Annotated in this window: 14 protein-coding genes and 1 tRNA gene; 3 read left to right on the top strand and 12 right to left on the bottom strand. The window is 62.4% G+C overall.

Translation table 11 applies throughout. From position 1 onward, the window contains the following. Positions 1 to 45 precede the first annotated feature (45 nt). Positions 46 to 1,035: a sensor domain-containing diguanylate cyclase gene (locus CAF90_RS22665; RefSeq protein ID WP_085608568.1), complete on the top strand. Its 990-nt coding sequence runs from the start codon at positions 46 to 48 to the stop codon at positions 1,033 to 1,035. A gap of 27 nt (positions 1,036 to 1,062) precedes the next feature. Here CAF90_RS22665 and CAF90_RS22660 read toward each other — a convergent pair whose 3' ends face one another. From CAF90_RS22660 to gabD, 3 genes are all read right to left on the bottom strand, one after another. Beyond that, on the bottom strand, positions 1,063 to 2,274 hold the full coding sequence (locus CAF90_RS22660; RefSeq protein WP_085608567.1) for a response regulator: 1,212 nt from the start codon (positions 2,272 to 2,274) through the stop codon (positions 1,063 to 1,065). Between the two features lie 141 nt (positions 2,275 to 2,415). After that, positions 2,416 to 3,693, bottom strand: a complete 1,278-nt coding sequence (gene gabT, locus CAF90_RS22655) for a 4-aminobutyrate--2-oxoglutarate transaminase (RefSeq protein WP_007957613.1) — start codon at positions 3,691 to 3,693, stop codon at positions 2,416 to 2,418. 186 nt (positions 3,694 to 3,879) lie between these two features. Further along, the gene (gabD, locus tag CAF90_RS22650; protein WP_011331898.1) at positions 3,880 to 5,322 is read right to left on the bottom strand and encodes an NADP-dependent succinate-semialdehyde dehydrogenase; all 1,443 of its coding nucleotides are present in this window, start codon (positions 5,320 to 5,322) and stop codon (positions 3,880 to 3,882) included. Between the two features lie 443 nt (positions 5,323 to 5,765). Between gabD and CAF90_RS22645 the strand changes: the two genes are divergently transcribed. Continuing rightward, a tRNA-Arg gene (locus tag CAF90_RS22645) sits at positions 5,766 to 5,842 on the top strand. 65 nt (positions 5,843 to 5,907) lie between these two features. On the opposite strand, the gene CAF90_RS22640 is transcribed toward CAF90_RS22645, so the two are convergent. From CAF90_RS22640 to CAF90_RS22620, 5 genes are all read right to left on the bottom strand, one after another. Next, positions 5,908 to 6,177, bottom strand: a complete 270-nt coding sequence (locus CAF90_RS22640; RefSeq protein ID WP_011331897.1) for a hypothetical protein — start codon at positions 6,175 to 6,177, stop codon at positions 5,908 to 5,910. Positions 6,178 to 6,197: 20 nt separating this feature from the next. Then, positions 6,198 to 6,800, bottom strand: a complete 603-nt coding sequence (locus tag CAF90_RS22635; RefSeq protein ID WP_085608566.1) for a hypothetical protein — start codon at positions 6,798 to 6,800, stop codon at positions 6,198 to 6,200. Then, positions 6,797 to 7,378 (bottom strand): RNA polymerase sigma factor, encoded by a 582-nt coding sequence (locus tag CAF90_RS22630; protein WP_256578511.1) that lies wholly within the window; start codon positions 7,376 to 7,378, stop codon positions 6,797 to 6,799. The genes CAF90_RS22635 and CAF90_RS22630 overlap by 4 nt, the downstream gene beginning before the upstream one ends. Positions 7,379 to 7,407: 29 nt before the next feature. Continuing rightward, positions 7,408 to 9,099: a VWA domain-containing protein gene (locus CAF90_RS22625; protein WP_085608564.1), complete on the bottom strand. Its 1,692-nt coding sequence runs from the start codon at positions 9,097 to 9,099 to the stop codon at positions 7,408 to 7,410. Positions 9,100 to 9,187: 88 nt separating this feature from the next. Further along, on the bottom strand, positions 9,188 to 9,748 hold the full coding sequence (locus CAF90_RS22620) for a YbhB/YbcL family Raf kinase inhibitor-like protein (protein ID WP_085608563.1): 561 nt from the start codon (positions 9,746 to 9,748) through the stop codon (positions 9,188 to 9,190). A 139-nt stretch (positions 9,749 to 9,887) separates the two neighbouring features. Between CAF90_RS22620 and CAF90_RS22615 the strand changes: the two genes are divergently transcribed. Continuing rightward, positions 9,888 to 11,417: an FAD-dependent oxidoreductase gene (locus CAF90_RS22615; protein ID WP_085608562.1), complete on the top strand. Its 1,530-nt coding sequence runs from the start codon at positions 9,888 to 9,890 to the stop codon at positions 11,415 to 11,417. Here the strand turns inward: CAF90_RS22615 and pgaD are convergent. Genes pgaD through pgaA form a run of 4 tightly spaced genes read right to left on the bottom strand, consistent with a single transcriptional unit; the run spans position 11,410 to position 17,787 of the window. Beyond that, on the bottom strand, positions 11,410 to 11,943 hold the full coding sequence (gene pgaD / locus CAF90_RS22610; RefSeq protein WP_085608561.1) for a poly-beta-1,6-N-acetyl-D-glucosamine biosynthesis protein PgaD: 534 nt from the start codon (positions 11,941 to 11,943) through the stop codon (positions 11,410 to 11,412). The two genes, CAF90_RS22615 and pgaD, sit on opposite strands and share 8 nt — an antisense overlap. Next, positions 11,940 to 13,295 carry a poly-beta-1,6-N-acetyl-D-glucosamine synthase gene (gene pgaC / locus CAF90_RS22605; protein WP_007957644.1) on the bottom strand — a complete coding sequence of 452 codons (1,356 nt, stop codon included), beginning with the start codon at positions 13,293 to 13,295 and terminating at the stop codon, positions 11,940 to 11,942. The genes pgaD and pgaC overlap by 4 nt, the downstream gene beginning before the upstream one ends. A 1-nt stretch (position 13,296) precedes the next feature. Then, positions 13,297 to 15,294 carry a poly-beta-1,6-N-acetyl-D-glucosamine N-deacetylase PgaB gene (pgaB, locus tag CAF90_RS22600; RefSeq protein WP_085608560.1) on the bottom strand — a complete coding sequence of 666 codons (1,998 nt, stop codon included), beginning with the start codon at positions 15,292 to 15,294 and terminating at the stop codon, positions 13,297 to 13,299. 12 nt (positions 15,295 to 15,306) lie between these two features. Then, on the bottom strand, positions 15,307 to 17,787 hold the full coding sequence (pgaA, locus tag CAF90_RS22595; protein WP_085608559.1) for a poly-beta-1,6 N-acetyl-D-glucosamine export porin PgaA: 2,481 nt from the start codon (positions 17,785 to 17,787) through the stop codon (positions 15,307 to 15,309). Positions 17,788 to 17,971 lie beyond the last annotated feature (184 nt).

Raw genomic sequence — 17,971 nt, 5'->3', positions numbered from 1 at the left:
GTGGCCGTTGTCGACTTCCCGGCACGCCCTTTGAGATTCGTGTCGATGGTCAACAACAATCAAAAAGACTCATCCCCTCCCCAGTGGCCCGAGGCCGCGCAGACCCTGATGGCGTTGATGCACGCCCAGGGCGAAGTCGCCCGACTGAGCGAACGTGAACAGCTGTTCAGTTCGCTACTGGTCAGCGTCAACGCCGTGCTTTGGGCCTTTAACTGGGAAACCCGTCAGGTGTTGTACGTCAGCCCCGCCTACGAACGGATTTTCGGCCGCTCCGCCGCCCTGCTGCTGGCCGACTACAACCAGTGGCGCGACAGCATCTACCCCGATGACCTCGAATACGCCGAACGCAGCCTCGCCGAAGTGCTGCACAAAGGCGCCGTGGAAGACCGCGAATACCGGATCATCGACGCCGACGGCCAGGTGCGCTGGATCAGCGACAAGTGCTTCATCAACCGTCAGGACGAACCGGGGCAACCGGTGATCATCGTCGGCATCGCCGAAGACATCACCGACAAGAAGCAGATGGAAACCGAGCTGCAACGCCTGGCCACCACCGACGTGCTGACCCAGAGCAGCAATCGCCGGCACTTCTTCGAGTGCGCCCACCGCGAATTCGAAAACGCCCGCCTGCAGGGTGCGCCACTGGCGTTCCTGCTGCTGGACATCGATGACTTCAAAGTGATCAACGACACCTACGGCCACCCGGAAGGCGACAATGTGCTGCAACGAATTGCCGAATGCGGTCGTGCTTCGTTACGCCGGGGAGACCTGTTCGGGCGGATTGGCGGTGAGGAATTTGCTGCGGTTTTTCCGGGCTGTGCGCCGGACATGGCGATGCAGGTGGCCGAACGGCTGCAACGGGAAATCCAGCGGCTGAGCTTCAATCACGCCGATCAGACGTTCGGCATCACCGTCAGCCAAGGCCTGACCAGCCTCACCCCGGAAGACGAAAGCCTCGACACACTGTTCGCCCGCGCGGACGCGGCGATGTACGAGGCCAAACGGCAGGGCAAGAACCGGATCATTTCCGCCTGATTCCAGACCGGATGCGCAATCAAGCCGCTATTTGCGCATCCGCGTCAGCTCCGGCAACCCGATCTTGAGCAAGCGCGCCGTGCGGCTCTTCGCCAACTCCTCAACGCCTTCATGCTCGGTCAGCCGGGCCATCTGCGCCGCCATGTTCATCACCAGCGCCTCGCGGGAGTACACCCCGCCACCGAGCTGGTAGACCGAGGCAATCAACTCGCGCAGCTCCAGTGGCAAACGCCAGCGGGTGCGCAACGCCGAGCCGTAAGCCGCACCGAATTCCGCCAGCGCATCGCCGACTTCCTCCAGTTCATCCAGCTCGCCGCCGGCCTGCTTCCATTCCTGCAGACAACGCAGCAACGCCAGATCACCGAGGCGATGGAGCATCCCGGCGCAGTAGCAGCGCTCCTGATCCAGATCGAGCAGCCGCGCCAAGGTGCGGGCGTACTCGGCGGTGTGCAGCGACAGGCCCCAATAACGCTCGGCGTAATCCGCCAGGCATGGGTCGCTGAGTCGGGCGCTGCGTTTGAGTGCAAGGCCAAGAATCAGGTTCATGCTTTGCCCGGTGCCCAGGCGATGCAGCGCCTGCGCCAGAGTCTGCACTGGCGCGCCATGATGCTGAGCGGCGCTGTTCGACGCTGCGATCAACACGGCGGTGATCTGCGGATCGGTGCGGATTTCCTCTTCCAGCAGCTTCAAGTCCAGCCCGTTGGGGTTGAGGCTGCGTTTGACCGCCACTTGCACGTCGGTCATCAGCGGCGCGCCATCGGCCTGCTCGCGGCGACGTTCGAGGAATACCGAGAGGGTCATGCCCGGCGCCAGCGCCGGTACTTCACAGAACACTTCTTCACCGGCGTTCAGCAGCAGACCCTGCAAACGTTCGGTCAGGCTTTCCATGTTCAGGGGTTTGGCCAGGTAGGCGGTCGGCGCCAGCGGCAGGGCTTCGCGCACGCTGGCGCTGTCGTTGCGACTGCTCATCAGAATGAACGGCAGCGGCGGATTGCGTTTGCGCTGGCGGACACTGCGCAACACGCTCAAGCCATCGACGCCGGGCAACTCCCAGTCGACGATCGCCAGGTCATAGGGGACTTCGCTGAGCAGCGTCATTGCCTCCTGGCCATCGGCGCACAGGTCCAGCCGCGCGTCGCAGCGCACATTCAGCAACACTTGTTTGAGCAGGTCACGCGACCAGAGATCGGCCTCGGCAATCAGCACTCGGGGTACAGCGGGTAAATCGACGGCAGTCATGCTCGCCCTCCCTTGCAATGCTTGAACCTTAGCCAATGCTGGCGTTTCGGTACAACCTGAAAACCGCGCAAGTGTTTCTCCAGGCATGAAAAAACCCGCCGAAGCGGGTTTTTTGTCGATCCGATCACACGGTGCTACGGATTACAGCTCCGAGAAGCACTCTTCGATGATCGCCAGGCCTTTGTCCAGTTGCTCGTCCGGCGAGGTCAGCGGTACCAGGACGCGCAGAACGTTGCCGTAGGTGCCGCAGGACAGCAGGATCAGGCCCTTGTCACGCGCCTTGGCCACGACAGCCGCGACGGCGGTCGGGTTTGGTTTGTGGCTGTCGCCGTTTTCGAACAGCTCGACCGCGATCATCGCGCCCAGGGCACGGACTTCGCCGATCACCGGGTACTTGGCCTGGATGGCTTTCAGGCCGGTGACCAGACGCTCGCCGACAGCCTTGCAGCGGTCCAGCAGTTTTTCTTCTTCGAACACTTCCATCACGGCCAGGGCCGCGGCGCAAGCGATCGGGCTACCGGCGTAGGTGCCGCCCAGGCCGCCTGGAGCGATGGCGTCCATGTATTCGGCCTTGCCGCACACACCGGCCAGCGGGAAGCCGCCAGCGATGGATTTGGCGAAGGTGGTCAGGTCGGCAGCAACACCCATCTGTTCCATGGCGAAGAAGGTGCCGGTACGGCCAGCGCCGGTCTGCACTTCGTCAGCGATCAGCAGGATGCCGTGCTGGTCGCACAGAGCGCGCAGACGCTTCATGAATTCTTTCGGCGCGACGTAGAAACCACCTTCACCCTGAACAGGCTCGATGATGATCGCGGCGATGTCTTTCGGCTCGGCGTCGTTTTTGAAGATGCGTTCGATGGAAGCGATCGAGTCGTCGATGCTCACGCCGTGCAGTTCGTTCGGGTACAGCGCGCGGAAGATACCGCCTGGCATCAGGCCCATGCCGGCCGAGTAAGGCACGACTTTACCGGTCAGGCCCAGGGTCATCATGGTGCGACCGTGGTAAGCGCCGGTGAAGGCGATCACGCCAGCGCGGCCAGTGGCAGCACGAGCAATTTTCACGGCGTTTTCAACGGCTTCGGAACCGGTGGTCACCAGCAGGGTTTTCTTGGCGAAGTCGCCCGGTACGCGAGCGTTGATTTTCTCGCACAGCTCGACGTACGGCTCGTAGGCCAGAACCTGGAAGCAGGTGTGGGTCAGCTTGTTCAGCTGCTCGGTCACGGCGGCGATGATTTTCGGGTGCACGTGGCCGGTGTTCAGTACGGCGATACCGCCGGCGAAGTCGATGAATTCACGACCTTCAACGTCGGTCACGGTCGCGTTCTTCGCGGACTCGGCGAAGATCGGGTGAATCTGGCCAACACCACGTGGAACAGCTGCGGTACGACGGGCCATCAGTTCAGCGTTAGTCTTGCTCATTACAGTCCTCATTCGCCGCTCATCGGGCGGCGTGGTTCAAGGATAAAGCGGGAGGAATCGGCGGTGGCAGCATGCGATGATCGACTGCCACGGCGTTCCCGGCCGCAGAGAAAATTCCGGTTTGAAACGACGCAAAGGGACAGCGCTCTCGTGCCCTTTGCGTTTACAGCGATCTTCTACCGAGGCTTAGATGCCCAGGCAGAGGTATTTGATTTCCAGGTAATCTTCGATGCCGTACTTGGAGCCTTCACGGCCCAGGCCCGAGGCCTTGATGCCGCCGAATGGCGCGACTTCGTTGGAGATCAGCCCGGTGTTGACGCCGACCATGCCGTACTCCAGGGCTTCAGCCACACGGAACACACGGCCCAGATCGCGAGCGTAGAAGTACGAGGCCAGACCGAACTCGGTGTCGTTCGACATCGCGATCACGTCGGCTTCGTCTTTGAAGCGGAACAGCGGCGCCAGCGGACCGAAGGTTTCTTCCTTGGCCACGGCAGCGTCTTTCGGCACGTTGGTCAGGATGGTCGGCTCGAAGAAGTTGCCTTCCATCGGCTTGCCGCCGGCCAGAACGGTTGCGCCTTTGCTCACCGCGTCAGCGATGTGCTCTTGTACCTTGGCCACGGCTTTCTCGTCGATCAGCGGGCCAGTGGTGGTGCCTTCTTCCAGACCGTTGCCGATCTTCAGCTTGGCGACTGCCACTTTCAGCTTCTCGGCGAACGCATCGTAGACCGAATCCTGAATGTACAGACGGTTGGCGCAGACACAGGTCTGGCCGTTGTTGCGGTACTTGGAAATGATCGCGCCTTCGACAGCCTTATCCAGGTCCGCGTCGTCGAACACGATGAACGGCGCGTTGCCGCCCAGTTCGAGGGAGACTTTCTTGATGTCCTTGGCGCATTCCGACATCAGCTGACGACCGATTTCGGTCGAGCCGGTGAAGGACAGTTTGCGCACGATCGGGTTGCTGGTCAGCTCGCTGCCGATGTCGCCGGCGCTGCCGGACACCACGCTGAACACACCTTTAGGAATGCCGGCGCGCTGGGCCAGTTCAGCCAGAGCGAATGCGGAGAACGGAGTTTGCGAAGCAGGCTTGAGTACCATGGTGCAACCGGCAGCCAGGGCCGGGCCCGCTTTACGGGTGATCATCGCCGCCGGGAAGTTCCACGGGGTAATGGCAGCGGTAACGCCGATCGGTTGCTTGATCACGATCAGGCGCTTGTCCGGCTGGTGGCCTGGAATCACGTCGCCGTAAATGCGCTTGGCTTCTTCGGCGAACCACTCGATGAACGATGCGGCGTAAACGATTTCGCCCTTGGCTTCGGCCAGTGGTTTGCCTTGTTCGAGGGTCATCAGGCGAGCGAGGTCGTCCTGGTTCTCGATCATCAGTTCGAACCAGCGACGCAGTTTGCCTGCACGCTCCTTGGCGGTCAGTGCACGCCAGGCCGGGAGCGCCTTGTCGGCGGCTTCGATGGCACGGCGGGTTTCGGCAGCGCCCATCTTCGGCACGGTGCCCAGAATTTCGCCGGTGGCCGGGTTGTTGACCTTGATCGTCTGACCGTTGTCCGCGTCGACCCATGCGCCATCGATGAAGGCTTGCTGGCGGAACAACTGGGTGTCTTTAAGCTGCATGTCGGCTTTCCTTAACAGCACCGCGCAAGGCGCGGAGCAAAATTATGATTGTAGAAAGGCGCCTCGCAAGGCTGCCGTCAGGGAAATCATTTACCGGGCTGGCACATAAATAGCGCACGACTCAAAACGCGTGCGGCTCAGCACCTGGATAAGGAGCGTTTGAAATCTCAAACGAATCCTAGGTTCAAAGGGGTTGCAGGACAATAGGGCGTTCGAAAAAAAGAACAAAAACGCCGCAATTGCTGAACATTTCAGATCAACGTACCAACAGCCCTGATCGCATGGAAACCATAGAACAGCCTCCCCAAAGCGCCAAGCGAGCCTTTTGCAGGACGTTACAGCTTTATGGAATGCAGGGGTTTCTTACCGACATGCATACTGACAATCCACGCCCAAACCCGGCATGGACGCCCCGAGCCGACCTAGGTATGATGTCGCCCGCTGCACCAGTAGCTCAGCTGGATAGAGTACTGCCCTCCGAAGGCAGGGGTCGTGGGTTCGAATCCCGCCTGGTGCGCCATGAACAAAACGAAAAAGCCCCGGACTGCAAGGTCCGGGGCTTTTTTGTGTCTGCTGGCTGGCGACTCACTCCGTCGTCCAGTCAAACTCGTCGTATTCATCATCGTCTTCTTCGTCCTCGATCAAGTCATCATCGAGAACGTCTTCCTCCAGATCCTCTTCAGCCTGTTTGGCCAGAAGAAACTCCTTGCGACTCTCCGTTACTGCCCGCCGCAGTTCCTCACCCTTCACCGGGCAGTTGAGCATTTGGGCGATGCGGTCGATTTTTTGGGCCACGGCATCCTCCAGCGCATCGGCAATGACCCGATAGTGCGCGTTTTTGCGGGTCAATGCCAAATGGCGGATGGCTGATACGGTCAGTTCTTGCGGATTTTTTCCAGTCGCAGGTCGAGATTCACGTTCGGGTAGCGCTTGTGCAGGTTGTTGAACAGGTTGTCGGCCGCTTGCGACTGGCCGGACTCGCGCAGGCGCAGGACTTCGCGCAGTTGCTCGTCGAGACCGTTGACCGGGGCGGCGGCGCGCTTGCTGACCTTGGCTTCGTCTGCCGTGTCGGCGCTGATCGACTCGCTCTGCATCGGTGCAGCCATTTCCGCCATCGGCGCGGGAGCTGGCGCAGAAAGCGCCCCGGCGGGGGTCGACAACGATCGGGCCTCCTGACGGAGCACAGGCGCGGCCGGTTTGGCAGCAGGGGCGAAATCGTATTGAGCCACGGGCTCCGGCGCGCGTTGCACCAGCGACAGCATCAGCGCGATGCCGACCAGACTGGCAAAAGCCACCTGGTAGCGCGGTTGCTGGCAGGCCTTGAGCCAGCGTTGCCACAGGCTTTGCCGTGGTGCCGGGGTTTCACGGCGGGCGGCATTGAGGATCAGCGCATCGAGATGCGCCGGCGGTTCGGCGTTGTGCTGTTCGCGCACGTGCTTGAGCAGTTGCTCTTCGGGTGTCGGGCGGGCGTCCGTCATGTCAGTACCTCCTCGGCCAGCAGCCGACGCAGTTTTTGCTGGGCGTAGCGCAAGCGGCTCTTGACGGTTTCCAGCGGTGTTTCGGTGAGGATGGCGATTTGCGCCAGGTCGAGGTCGCCGTGGGCGCGCAGCAGGAACACTTCGCGCTGGTCGGCGGGCAAGGATTGCAGGGCGCTCTCCAGGCGCTCGCTGTCGCGGCTGAGGTTGAGCAGTTGTTCGGGATCGGAGGCGTCGTCGCTGACGGCGTGAGTCTGTTCGTCGTAGCTGTCATACAGCGGTTGCCGGGCGCCGTGTTTGCGCCAGTGGTCGATCAGGCGATTGCGGGCAATCTGGAACAACCACGTACGAAAGGTCGCCCGGCCTTGTGGCTGACTGGCGCTGCGGATCAGGCTCAGCCAGGTCTCCTGGAACACCTCGTCGGCCAGTTCCGGTTTGCCGCTCAAACCGAGCAGAAACCGGTAAAGGCTCTGGCGATGGCGCGCGTACAGGATCTCGAACGCCTTGCCGTCACCCTCGCGATAACGGGCCAGCAGCGATTCGTCGCTGCTGGCCTCAAGGCGGTCGGCGGAGGCAAACAGCTGTGTGATGAAGCCTTTGAGGCGGCTCACTATTCAATCCGTCGCTCAGTGGACATTGCGTTGGAGGCAGTGGAGGTACGCAGGCTCTGCGCCAGTTCAACCAGCTGCACGAATTCGTTGCGCAGGCCGAAGCGGTCATCGCCGCGCGCACCTCGGGCCAAGGCTTCGGTGTCCTTCAAGCTGAAATCGCCGGTGTAGCGACCGTCCTTGAGTTGCTGGGAAAACGCGGCGACGGCGGCAGCGAAACGCAGATCCTCACTGGCCGGCGCAACCTGGCTGGCAATCGGCCGCTCGATCAGCAGACTTTTCCCACCCTCAGGCTTTTGATATCGCACACGCAGCATTGCCAATTCTCCTTTCTTCTCGGAAACCACTGCATCGGTTTTTCCGTAACGCAGCGGTTCCAGCCAGCCCTTCTCGCCTGTCGGGACAATTTCATACAACGCCGTCACCGTATGGCCTGCACCGATTTCACCGGCATCGACCTTGTCATTGCTGAAATCCTCACGCTTCAACGCGCGGTTTTCATAACCAAGCAACCGGTATTCGCTGACCTGCGCCGGGTTGAACTCGACCTGCAATTTGACGTTTTTCGCCACCACGGCGAGGGTTGAACCGAGTTGATCCACCAGCACCTTGCGCGCTTCGCGCAGGTTGTCGATGTAGGCGTAGTTGCCGTCACCGGCATCGGCCAGTTGTTCCATCAGGTGTTCATTGTAGTTATCCACACCGAAACCCAGTGTGGTCAGGGAAATCCCGGTCTTGCGTTTATCCACAGCCATTTGTTTCAGGCTGTCGAAGTCGCTGATGCCAACGTTGAAGTCACCATCGGTGGCCAACAGGATGCGGTTGATGCCTTTGGGGATGAACGCCTGCTGCGCCATCTGATAAGCCAGCTCGATGCCCGAAGCGCCGGCGGTCGAGCCACCGGCGGTCAATTGCTCGATGGCTGTGCGAATTTTCGCCTTTTCCCGTCCAGAAGTCGGCTCCAGCACCACTCTGGATTCGCCGGCATACACCACCAGCGACACCCGATCCTGTTCGCGCAATTGATCGACCAGCAACTTCAGGGTGCTTTTGACCCGTGGCAAGCCTTCGGGGCGGTCCATCGAGCCCGATACATCCACCAGAAACACCAGATTGGCCGGGGCCAGTTCCGCCACTGCACGGTCGGACGCTTTGATACCGATGCGCAGCAAGCGGGTGTGCGGGTTCCACGGTGAAGCGGCCAGTTCGGTGGTCACGCCAAAGGGCGAGCCATCGCTCGGCAACGCGTAGTTGTAGGGAAAGTAATTGACCATCTCTTCCAGCCGCACTGCGCCTTCCGGCGGCAGTCGACCCTGATTGAGCAGGCGTCGCACATTGGCGTAGGCGCCGGTGTCGACGTCGGCGCTAAAGGTCGAGACCGGGGTTTCGGCGACGCTGTGGATCGGGTTGTCGGCCAGCTTGGCGTACTGCTCGCGCTGTTCGTCGCGATAGCCTTGTGGATAACTTTCACCGGTCGGCATCGGTGCAAAACTGGCGATCGGCGCCGCCAGTGCACTGCGCTTGGCCATCGCGCTATCGGTCATGACCGCTTCAGGTTGCACTGAAGATTTCAGTTCGGTCTGCGCCGGAGGTGGCGCGACGGTGGTTTCCGGAGTGGAGGAAACACCGCAACCGGCAACCACCAGCAACACACTGGCAGCAAGGGGGCGCAGAAGCGTGGAAGGAAGGGACATGGGGGCTGACCTCGGGGAAGAATTGATCCATTCATCCCCTGAGACGGGCAGCCCTGTCAGTTCGGGTTAAACCTCGCCGAAAATTTTTTCAGCGGTGATAACGCCGCACCGCACTGCTGTTGCGCAGCACGTGGCCTTTGATTTTTTCCATCAGCTGGGCGCGGGTCAGGCCGGCGGGCAAGGCGTCCGGGGCCAGATCCAGGGCGTAGATCTGGATGATGTAGTGGTGCGCGCTGTCGCCCACCGGCGGGCACGGGCCGATGTAGCTGGTGGTGCCTTTGCTGTTGGTGCCACCGACGCCTTCAAGGGCTGATTTGGCGCCAACGCCGGCCGGAATCTGCCGGGTCGTGGCCTTGATCCCGTAGTGAACCCAGTGATCGACGCCCGCGCCTTTCTGGCCGTCCGGATCGTGCATGACAATGGCGTAGCTCAGGGTTCCGCTCGGGCCGGCATTCCAGCTCAGGGCCGGCGACTGGTTCTTGCCGCCGCATCCGGCCGCATCGCTGGCCGCCGCCGAGGTGAACAGACGGTTATCCGACACACCGGGAATGCTGAGGGTGAAACGCTCCTGGGCCTGCGCCGGAAACTGCACGCAAAGGGCGACGGCAGCGGCCGCCAGCCAAGGGTTGAGAGAGGTCAATCGGGTCATTCCGGGAGCACCTTGTGCAGTTGGGCCTTCGTCGGCCTGCAAACTATAGCCGTACCGTTCGTGCCGTGGCAGTGGGAAATGGCTGAACCTCGCAATGCAGCCCAAACTCGTAAGAGAAATGCCTGTGAGGAGCACGACCATGACCCTGCACCGTGTCGCCCGTTTCGCCGATGTGCCTGAAGACCGTGGGCTGGAGGTGCAAATCGGCGACTGCAAGATCATCCTGCTGCGCGCCGCCGGCCAGTTGCGCGCCTTTCAGGGGGAATGCCCGCACGCCGGCGCGCCTCTGGTGGAAGGTGCGTTGTGCCACGGCCGACTGATCTGCCCGTGGCACAAGGCAGCCTTTCGCGCCGAGGATGGCGCGTTGTGCGAACCTCCGGCGCTGGACAGCCTCAAGCGCTATCCGCTGGAACTGCGCGGCGACGAAGTGTGGGTCGATGACCAGCCGCTGCCGGATCCCCACACCCCGCCGCAGGACGATCCGCGCACCTTTGTCATCGTCGGCGCCGGTGCCGGGGGAACCGCCTGCGCCGCCGCCCTGCGGGAAAAAGGCTTCGGCGGGCGGATCGTGCTGATCGACCGCGAGCCGGACGCCGGCTACGACCGCACGGTGCTGAGCAAATTCGTGCTGTCCGGGGAAATGCCGCCGGCGGAAACCCCGCCCCTGCGCGATGACGACTTTTACCGCGAACAGCACATCAACCGGGTTTCAGGCGAGGTCAGCGGGCTCGATGCCGATACCAAAACCCTTCACCTGAGCGATGGCCGCACACTGCATTACAGCGCGGCGGTGCTGGCCACCGGCGCAACGCCAAACGCGCTGAAACTGCCCGGCGCCGACCTGCCCCAGGTGTTTGTCCTGCGCTCCAAAGCTCAGGCGCAATCCATCATGGACGCCGCCCAACCCGGCCAGCGCGCGGTGATCATCGGTGACAGTTTCATTGCGCTCGAATGCGCTTCGGCCCTGCGCCAGCACGGTCTTGAAGTGACTGTGCTGGCGCGCCATGCGATTCCCTTCGCAGCGCAATTTGGTGAAGCCGTCGGCAAGGCGATCCGGGCACTGCACGAAGAAAACGGCGTGAAATTCATCACCGATCACGAAGCCAGGGAGATCACCGGCGACGGCAAGGTCGAGGCAGTGTTGCTCGACAACGGCCTGCGCCTGTCGGCGGATCTGGTATTGGCGGGAATCGGCGTACATCCGGCCACCGAAGCGTTCGGCGACTTGCCGCGCGAGGACGATCAATCACTGTTGGTCGATGCCAGCCTGCGCGTCACCGACAACCTGTGGGCGATTGGCGATATCGCCACCTTCCCGTTGAACGGCAAACCACAACGCATCGAACACTGGCGCCTGGCCCAGCAGCACGCGCGGATCGCCGCCGCCAACCTGCTCGGTGGCGATGAGCATTACCTCGACGTGCCGTATTTCTGGACCTGGCATTTCGGCCGCAACTACGACTATCTCGGCCACGCTGAGGCGTGGGATGCGGTCGAATTTATCGGCGAACCCGAACAGCCGCCGTTTATCGGGCTGTTCGGGAGCAAGGGCGTGGTGGTGGCAGCAGTCGCCTGCGAAGAGGAACGAGCGATGGCCCTGCTCGCCGAACGCATGAAGCAACCGCTGACGATGGAGGAAGCCTGGCGACTGATTCGCGCCGTCAGGTGATCCGGTTCAGCGGCTCGCGGTTGTCGTCGTCCTCGGCGTGCAGAAAAATCACCCGAGGATGTTCCAGTGGCGCCAGCGGTGGCGGCAGCTCTTCGGGGTGGACCGGCCACAGATGCGGCACCACGTGACTGACGTCACCGTCCTGATCGTTGTGGATGGTCATCACGCCCGGCCCGCGCAGTTTCTGAAAGCGCTCGTCGCACAGCTTGAAGCTGCGGCTCAGCCCTTCATCGTCGACCACCGGGGACGGCAGGCGACGCTGGGCGAAGCTTCGGCTCTTGCGTTGCTGATAGCGCGCCCAGCCGATCAGGATCACCGCGTTGACCAGCGCCACCCACAGATAAATCTGCAAGGTGCCGAGGGCTTCGAACGCCGAGTTGTCGATGCGCGGCCCGCCTTCGTGGGTCTCGATCAACGGCCACAGGCCGCGCACCAGCAGATACAACAGGCCGACCCAGGCCAGCACGGTGAAGAACGCATCGACCACCACCAGAAACGGCCGTTGGCGGGTCCGGATGATTTTCATTTGATAACCTCCTCTTCGTCGTCCCCGATCGGTTTGATACCCCGGTCGGGACTGACCCAGCGCGCACGCTTCTGGTGTTGGCCGAACAGTACTTTGGGGAAACTGACCAGCGTGGTCAGCAGGCTGACGAACCAGAACGCGATCGGGTACCACACCACCCAGAACATGGTCTTGCCAAGGCCCGGTTCGTAACGCCGGTCAATGATGATGCTGACCGCGAACTGCACCAGGCAGACAAACGCCAGCAGCAATCCGGTAAACGCCGGCGGCATGAGGTGGTCGACGGCAATGGCTTCAGGCATGACCACGAACTTGCCGACGCCCCAGAAGATCACCGACAACAGGAAGGTGAATGCCCAACCGGTCGACAGGCAGTATTCGAACAGCAGCGGCCACAGGTAACGGTGGCGGTACTGCCAGATCCCGCGAATGTTCTTGAACAGCACTTCGGCGCCGCCCTGGGCCCAGCGCAGACGCTGTTTCCACAGACCGCGCAGGGTTTCCGGCATCAGGATCCAGCAAAGGGCACGGGGCTCGTAAAAGATGCTCCAGTGGTCCAGTTGCAGCTTCCAGCTGATGTCGATGTCTTCGGTGATCATGTCCGGGCTCCAGTAGCCAACCCGGTTCAGCGCGGTGCGACGGAACGCGACGATCACACCGGACACGGTGAAGATCCGCCCGAACACCCGCTGAGTGCGCTTGATCAGCCCGATGATCGACGAGAACTCGCCGACCTGAACCCGCCCGACCAGAGTCGAACGCGTGCGGATCCGTGGGTTGCCGGTCACCGCACCCAGTCGTGCGTTGTCGAGCATCGGCGCCACCAGATAAGCCGCCGTGTTCGGCGCCAGCAGCGCGTCACCGTCGATGCACACCAGATATTCGCTGCGCGCAGCGATGGCGCCCATGCGCAGGGCCACGGCCTTGCCCTGGTTTTCCGCCAGGTGCAGCACCCGCAATCGCGGATCTTCCTTGGCCAGTGCATCCAGCACTTCGGCGGTGTTGTCCTTGGAGCCGTCGTTGATCGCGATGACTTCGATGTTCGGGTAGTGCTGCGCCAGCGCCGCGTGGATGGTGTCGGCGGCGTTGTCGCCTTCGTTGTAGCAAGGGATCAGGATCGAAATCAGCGGTTCGCCTTCCAGCGGTGGCGGCAGGGTGTCGTCCTTCCAGGGCCAGTGCCGTTCCCAGTGCAGCCAGAAATACAGGCCACCGGAAATCCACAACCCGGACATGAACAGCGGGTAGAAGAACACGAAGTCCATCAGGAATTGCCCGGTGACCAGGAAGATCAGCCCCAGCGGGACGCCGAGGACGATCGCCAGAACAAGCAGGGCCAGCAGTCTATCCAGCATGTCATGGGTTCCATTTGTTGGAGAGCGCAGGCCGCACGGTTTTCAGGTCCGGCAGGTTCTCGAGGAAGTTGTCCGGGTAGTAGCCGAAACTGGTGGCGCCCTGACGCTTGAGGCGGCCCATCCAGTCGGCCAGTTGTGCGCCGTCGATGTCGGCCTGGTCCTTTTTCGTCCAGTCCCGGGCCTGCAATTCGAACACCGTGCGATCCAGCGCACCGGGGCGCTGTTTGATCTTCGCTACCAGCTCTTCAAGCCACGGACCGGATTGCGCCTGGGTCTGTTTTTCCATGAGCGGCATGGCCATCGGCGCCGTCCAGTCGTAGCTCACGAGGAAGTCGTCGAGGTTCTGCGCGAACCACGCTTCGCTGTGCGGATTGAGCACCGGCTCGGCGAAGATGTTCCGCGCGGTGAGCACTTGCGGGCCACGAATCGCGCGCACTTTGGCAGTCAGCTCGTTGGTGAAGTCGATCAGGTAGCGGCTCTTGAAGCGGGTCCAGCGCTGCATCGCCGCCGGATCGTCACGCAGAGCGGCGATCGAGCCCGGCAAGCCTTGGGCGGTGTAAGCCTCCAGGGCCTGAGGGCTGGCGTCTTCGAAGTCCGAGAGCACCGCGTCGTCGTGGTAGAGAATGCCGTCGACCGAAGTCAGGCGTGCCACGTCTTCGTAGATCTCGCCGATGATCCGTCGCACCTCGGGATCGAACGGCGACAGGCGTTTGTATTGATCCGGGTCGACAGCGGTCGTGCCGGTCTTCGGATCCCAGCGCGTCACCCGTGGCAGCTTCGAATCCAGTTCGAAACTCAGCACCGGCATCCACGCAAAGACCTTCACGTGAGCCCGGGTGCGCAATTGCCAGGCGACACGGTCGAACAGGTCGGCGCGCATCGGCAGATGACGGTTGGGGAAGTACAGCGAATGCACCAGGCCATCGCCCTTCGGATCGGCGAAGGCTTGCAGGAACACGGTGTTGGCGCCCATGTCGGCCATGCGCTGGATCAGTTTGCCGAGGTTGATTTCCTGCTGCGCCGGGTCCGGGTCGTAGACGTTATCCAGATCCACATGCACCACACGCATGGTGAAGTCCGATTGCACGCCGACCACGCTGTTGGCGAAGTGCTCGCCGTCAGGGTCGGAAGCCACCAGGAAACGCGGCCCGCTCATCAGGTTGTCGAGGGCATCGAGGCCGTCATCGAGGGTCAGGGCCATTTCATAGCCCTCTTCGCTGACCACGGTCAGCGATGTGCCGTCCGCCGTCCCGTAAGGCCAGACCCAGATGCGCGGCTTTTTACCGGTGTTCTTGCGGATTTTTTCCGAAATGGCCTGCACGTCAGCGCGGATCCGCGCCTGGAAATCGGCTTCGGATTCGTAGCGTTTGCTCACCGGATCGTAGCGTCGGGTCGCGGCCGCCGGCTGCAGGTTGCCTTGCGGGTTGGCGAGGATGCCTTTGTGGCTGGCGTCGGTGTGGGCGGCGATTTCCACCAAGCCCGATTGGGAGATTTCCCGCACTTGAGCCCAGGTCAGGAAGTCCGAGCGCGGACGCGGCGTGCCAGCGAAGTCCACCGGTTGGTTCAGCGGCGTATCTATCCAGGTGCCGACCGGCGCCAGCAGCGCATGCCAGTTGTAGGCGCGCAACACCGGCAGTACGCGGGTGTAGAAGCTTGAGTAACCGTCGTCGAAGCTGAGCAGGATCGCCTTGGGCGGCAGTTCCGGCCCGCCTTTGCGCGCGGCCATGATCTGGTCGACCGTCACCGGTTTGTAGTTGTTCTCCCGCAACCAGGCGAGCTGTTCGAGCAGGCGCTCGGTGCGCACCGCCACCACCGCCTGATCGGGGTCACGGTCTTCGACGTCGTGGTAGGCAATGCCCAGCACGTGGTTTTTCGGCCAGGGCTTTTCATTGGCTGCCAGCGGTCGCTCGGACGGCGGCACGAAGGCCGGGGCTTGCTGGGCGCAGGCGCTGACCAGCAGCACTCCCAGCAGAAGGATGAAACGCGAAATCAAAGGCATCTTCAAACTCTTCTAGAAGCGGAAAGTGAGGTCGACGAGCAGACGCAGATCGGTTTCCCGGTCACCGTCGTAGGGCCGGTTGATCACGCTGAACAAACCGCCCACCTCGAACACGTCGTTCCAGGCGTAGCGCTGGCCGTAACCGAGCAATGCCATGCCGCCGGTGCCGTGATCACGCTGGCTGTAAGTACCCGTACCGGCCTGGAATTGCTGGCTCCAGACGGTTTCGTAGCGGTGGTACAGCACGTGGTTGACGTTCAGCAGCGGCATGACGCTGAAGTCCGACTTCGGGTTGAAGTACGGCACGTCATCGGACTTGGAGTTGTGGCTGGTGCCCACTTCCAGGCCCGCGTCGACTTGCAGGTTCGGCGCGCTGTAGACGCCCTCTTTTCCGGTCAGCAAGGCTTCGACGCGGTTGTTGCCGTCGCTGAAGTGCGACGGACTTACCGCCAGCCGCCACTCGCGGCTCTCGTTGGCGCGCCAGCGGATGAAACCGCTGCCGCCGTTGGCCTTGATGTCGCTGTTGAGTGCCCGCAGCGGGGTCTCGGCCGACAGGTATTCGAGGCTGCCTCCGTATTGCCAGTGATCGTCGATGTCGCGGGCAATCGCCAGACGCGCGCCCTGCTTGTCGCCGAAACCATAGGAATGGTTCGACACTTCGGCTTCGAGGGTCATGTCGCGTGTGCGACGCTCCAGACCGACACGCTGGAAGCGATGGTGGCCGGTGCCTTCGGCGAAATCGCCAGTGGCGTATCCGGCCCCGGCGAACACTCGCCAGTCTTCATTGATCGGCGGGCTGTAAAGGGTGGTCTGGATGCCGAAATCCCGGCTGCCGGTAACCGCACCGGCATCGCCACCGTTGCCGCCGTTGGCCTTGCCGCCGTAGGCCTCGACGCGCAGCTCGGACATGTCGTGCACTTCGCGCTCACGGGCCAGACGCTGGACCTGACGGTTGTCGGGGAAACGCGCCACCACGTCATCGGTCAGCGCATCCATCTGCCGCCATTCCTGCAAGTCCATGGCGGTGCGGGCCTGCGCGACTTCCAGGCCCATGTCACGCGGTGCGATGCTCTCGGTTTCCTTGAGCTGGTTTTCCGCGCGGCGCGGCCAGTTACGGGCCAGGTACAGATCGGCCTGGGCCAAGCGCAGGCCGATGTTGCCCGGCACCTGATCCACCAGGGTCTGCAAGCGTTCTTCGCCGTGAGGCAGGTCGGAACCGTAAGTTCCGGCCTGCGCCGCCAGTTGCTGGGCGTCCATCCATTCGTCGTTGGGGTTGCCGATCGGCAGGCCCTTGAGTTCGACGCGCGGCTTCTGCGCCCTGGCCTGATCTTCAGCGACTTTGCGCGCCTCTTCGGCGCGGTCGCTTTCCAGCAGCGCGTAATACAGCGCCGTGGTGTCTTCGAGTCGGTCGCCGACATCGGCGTCCGGCGCTGCCAGCACCTGACGGTAAAGATCGGTGGCGATTTCCGGCTGGCGCTGATCCAGATAGGACGCCGCCACCCAGCGTAGGGCGTAGGTCGGGATCTTCACGCCTTCGGCTTGCAGCTTCTGGTATTCGCTGATGACTTCGGCGGTGCGCGCCCGGGCCTTGAGCGCGCCCATGCGGTCGATGCGCCAGCGGGTCACGTCGTCGTGGGCAGTGGCGTCCGGCGTCCAGGTGGCGAGCAACTGGTCGTAGTCGGCCAAGGCACGATCGGCGATCACGTAGCGTTCTTTTTCGCTGCGGGTGGCCAGTTCGGCGAGACGCACGCGTTCGGCAGCCAGATCGCCTTCCAGACGTCGCAAGGTGACGGGATCGATCAGCCCCGGACGTTGTTTCGCCAGACGCAATGCCGGCTCCGGCAGACGCGCCTTTTGCAGGGCGACCACGTATTCGCGGGCGACTTCCGGTTTATTGCCGGCGCGAATGAAGGCCTGATCGTATTCGAACAGCGCGTCGTACGGCTTGCCGGCGCGATTCAGGGCGTAGCCCAGCGCCAGTCGGCGGGACGGATCATCGGGTTTGGCGGCGACCAGCGAACGGGCGCGGATCACCCCTTCGTCAGGCTTGCCGGAATCGGCCTGGGTCAGCGCGAGACCGAGTTGCAGGTCGGCGTTGTCCGGCTCCAGCGTCAGGGCCTTGTTGTAGACCTGGATCGCCTGATCCCAGCGTTTGAGGTTGCGGTAGGCCCGGGCGGTGGCGGTCAGCGCCTGAACCGGCAGTGCCCGGCCACGACCCTGAGTCTCGTAGACCTGCACTACTTCGGCGTCGAGCCCGGCCCAACCGGCAATTTGCAGGTGATCGCTGACCTGGCCGGTGGTGGCCTGGGCCGGCGGCACCTGACGCAAAGCAGTCAGCGCGGGCGTGTAATGCCCTGCCCGGGCATCGAGCACCATTTGATCGTAGGCCGTATCGGCGAACGCGAACGCCGGCCAGAGCAACTGGCTGCACAGCGCGACTCGAAACAAAGGGCGTAAACCACGATGTAATACAGGAACATCAATACGCGGCATTCGTCAGCATCCTTACATGGCCAGCCGGGTAGCAACGCCCCCCCTTGCCCATTTCGTAACGGAGGCCAAGCAAAAAACGCTCAGCCAAGCTTATCCAAGCAGTCTTGCACGCAAGCGTAGATCAATATTCAGAACACAATAATTGTTCAGATTCGTGACGATGGTTTTTCCGACCGGCCGCAAA

The sequence above is a fragment of the Pseudomonas sp. B37(2017) genome (assembly GCF_002112885.1).
Classification (GTDB): domain Bacteria; phylum Pseudomonadota; class Gammaproteobacteria; order Pseudomonadales; family Pseudomonadaceae; genus Aquipseudomonas; species Aquipseudomonas paraglycinae.
This window is presented reverse-complemented; position numbering and strand designations above follow the sequence as displayed.

What these genes read in the sequence shown, in the direction of transcription:
- CAF90_RS22665 (WP_085608568.1), top strand. Translation starts at nt 46, where the DNA reads ATGGTCAACAACAATCAAAAAGACTCATCCCCTCCCCAGTGGCCCGAG.
- CAF90_RS22660 (WP_085608567.1), bottom strand. Translation starts at nt 2,274, where the DNA reads ATGACTGCCGTCGATTTACCCGCTGTACCCCGAGTGCTGATTGCCGAG.
- gabT (WP_007957613.1), bottom strand. Translation starts at nt 3,693, where the DNA reads ATGAGCAAGACTAACGCTGAACTGATGGCCCGTCGTACCGCAGCTGTT.
- gabD (WP_011331898.1), bottom strand. Translation starts at nt 5,322, where the DNA reads ATGCAGCTTAAAGACACCCAGTTGTTCCGCCAGCAAGCCTTCATCGAT.
- CAF90_RS22635 (WP_085608566.1), bottom strand. Translation starts at nt 6,800, where the DNA reads ATGACGGACGCCCGCCCGACACCCGAAGAGCAACTGCTCAAGCACGTG.
- CAF90_RS22625 (WP_085608564.1), bottom strand. Translation starts at nt 9,099, where the DNA reads ATGTCCCTTCCTTCCACGCTTCTGCGCCCCCTTGCTGCCAGTGTGTTG.
- CAF90_RS22620 (WP_085608563.1), bottom strand. Translation starts at nt 9,748, where the DNA reads ATGACCCGATTGACCTCTCTCAACCCTTGGCTGGCGGCCGCTGCCGTC.
- CAF90_RS22615 (WP_085608562.1), top strand. Translation starts at nt 9,888, where the DNA reads ATGACCCTGCACCGTGTCGCCCGTTTCGCCGATGTGCCTGAAGACCGT.
- pgaD (WP_085608561.1), bottom strand. Translation starts at nt 11,943, where the DNA reads ATGAAAATCATCCGGACCCGCCAACGGCCGTTTCTGGTGGTGGTCGAT.
- pgaC (WP_007957644.1), bottom strand. Translation starts at nt 13,295, where the DNA reads ATGCTGGATAGACTGCTGGCCCTGCTTGTTCTGGCGATCGTCCTCGGC.
- pgaB (WP_085608560.1), bottom strand. Translation starts at nt 15,294, where the DNA reads ATGCCTTTGATTTCGCGTTTCATCCTTCTGCTGGGAGTGCTGCTGGTC.
- pgaA (WP_085608559.1), bottom strand. Translation starts at nt 17,787, where the DNA reads ATGCCGCGTATTGATGTTCCTGTATTACATCGTGGTTTACGCCCTTTG.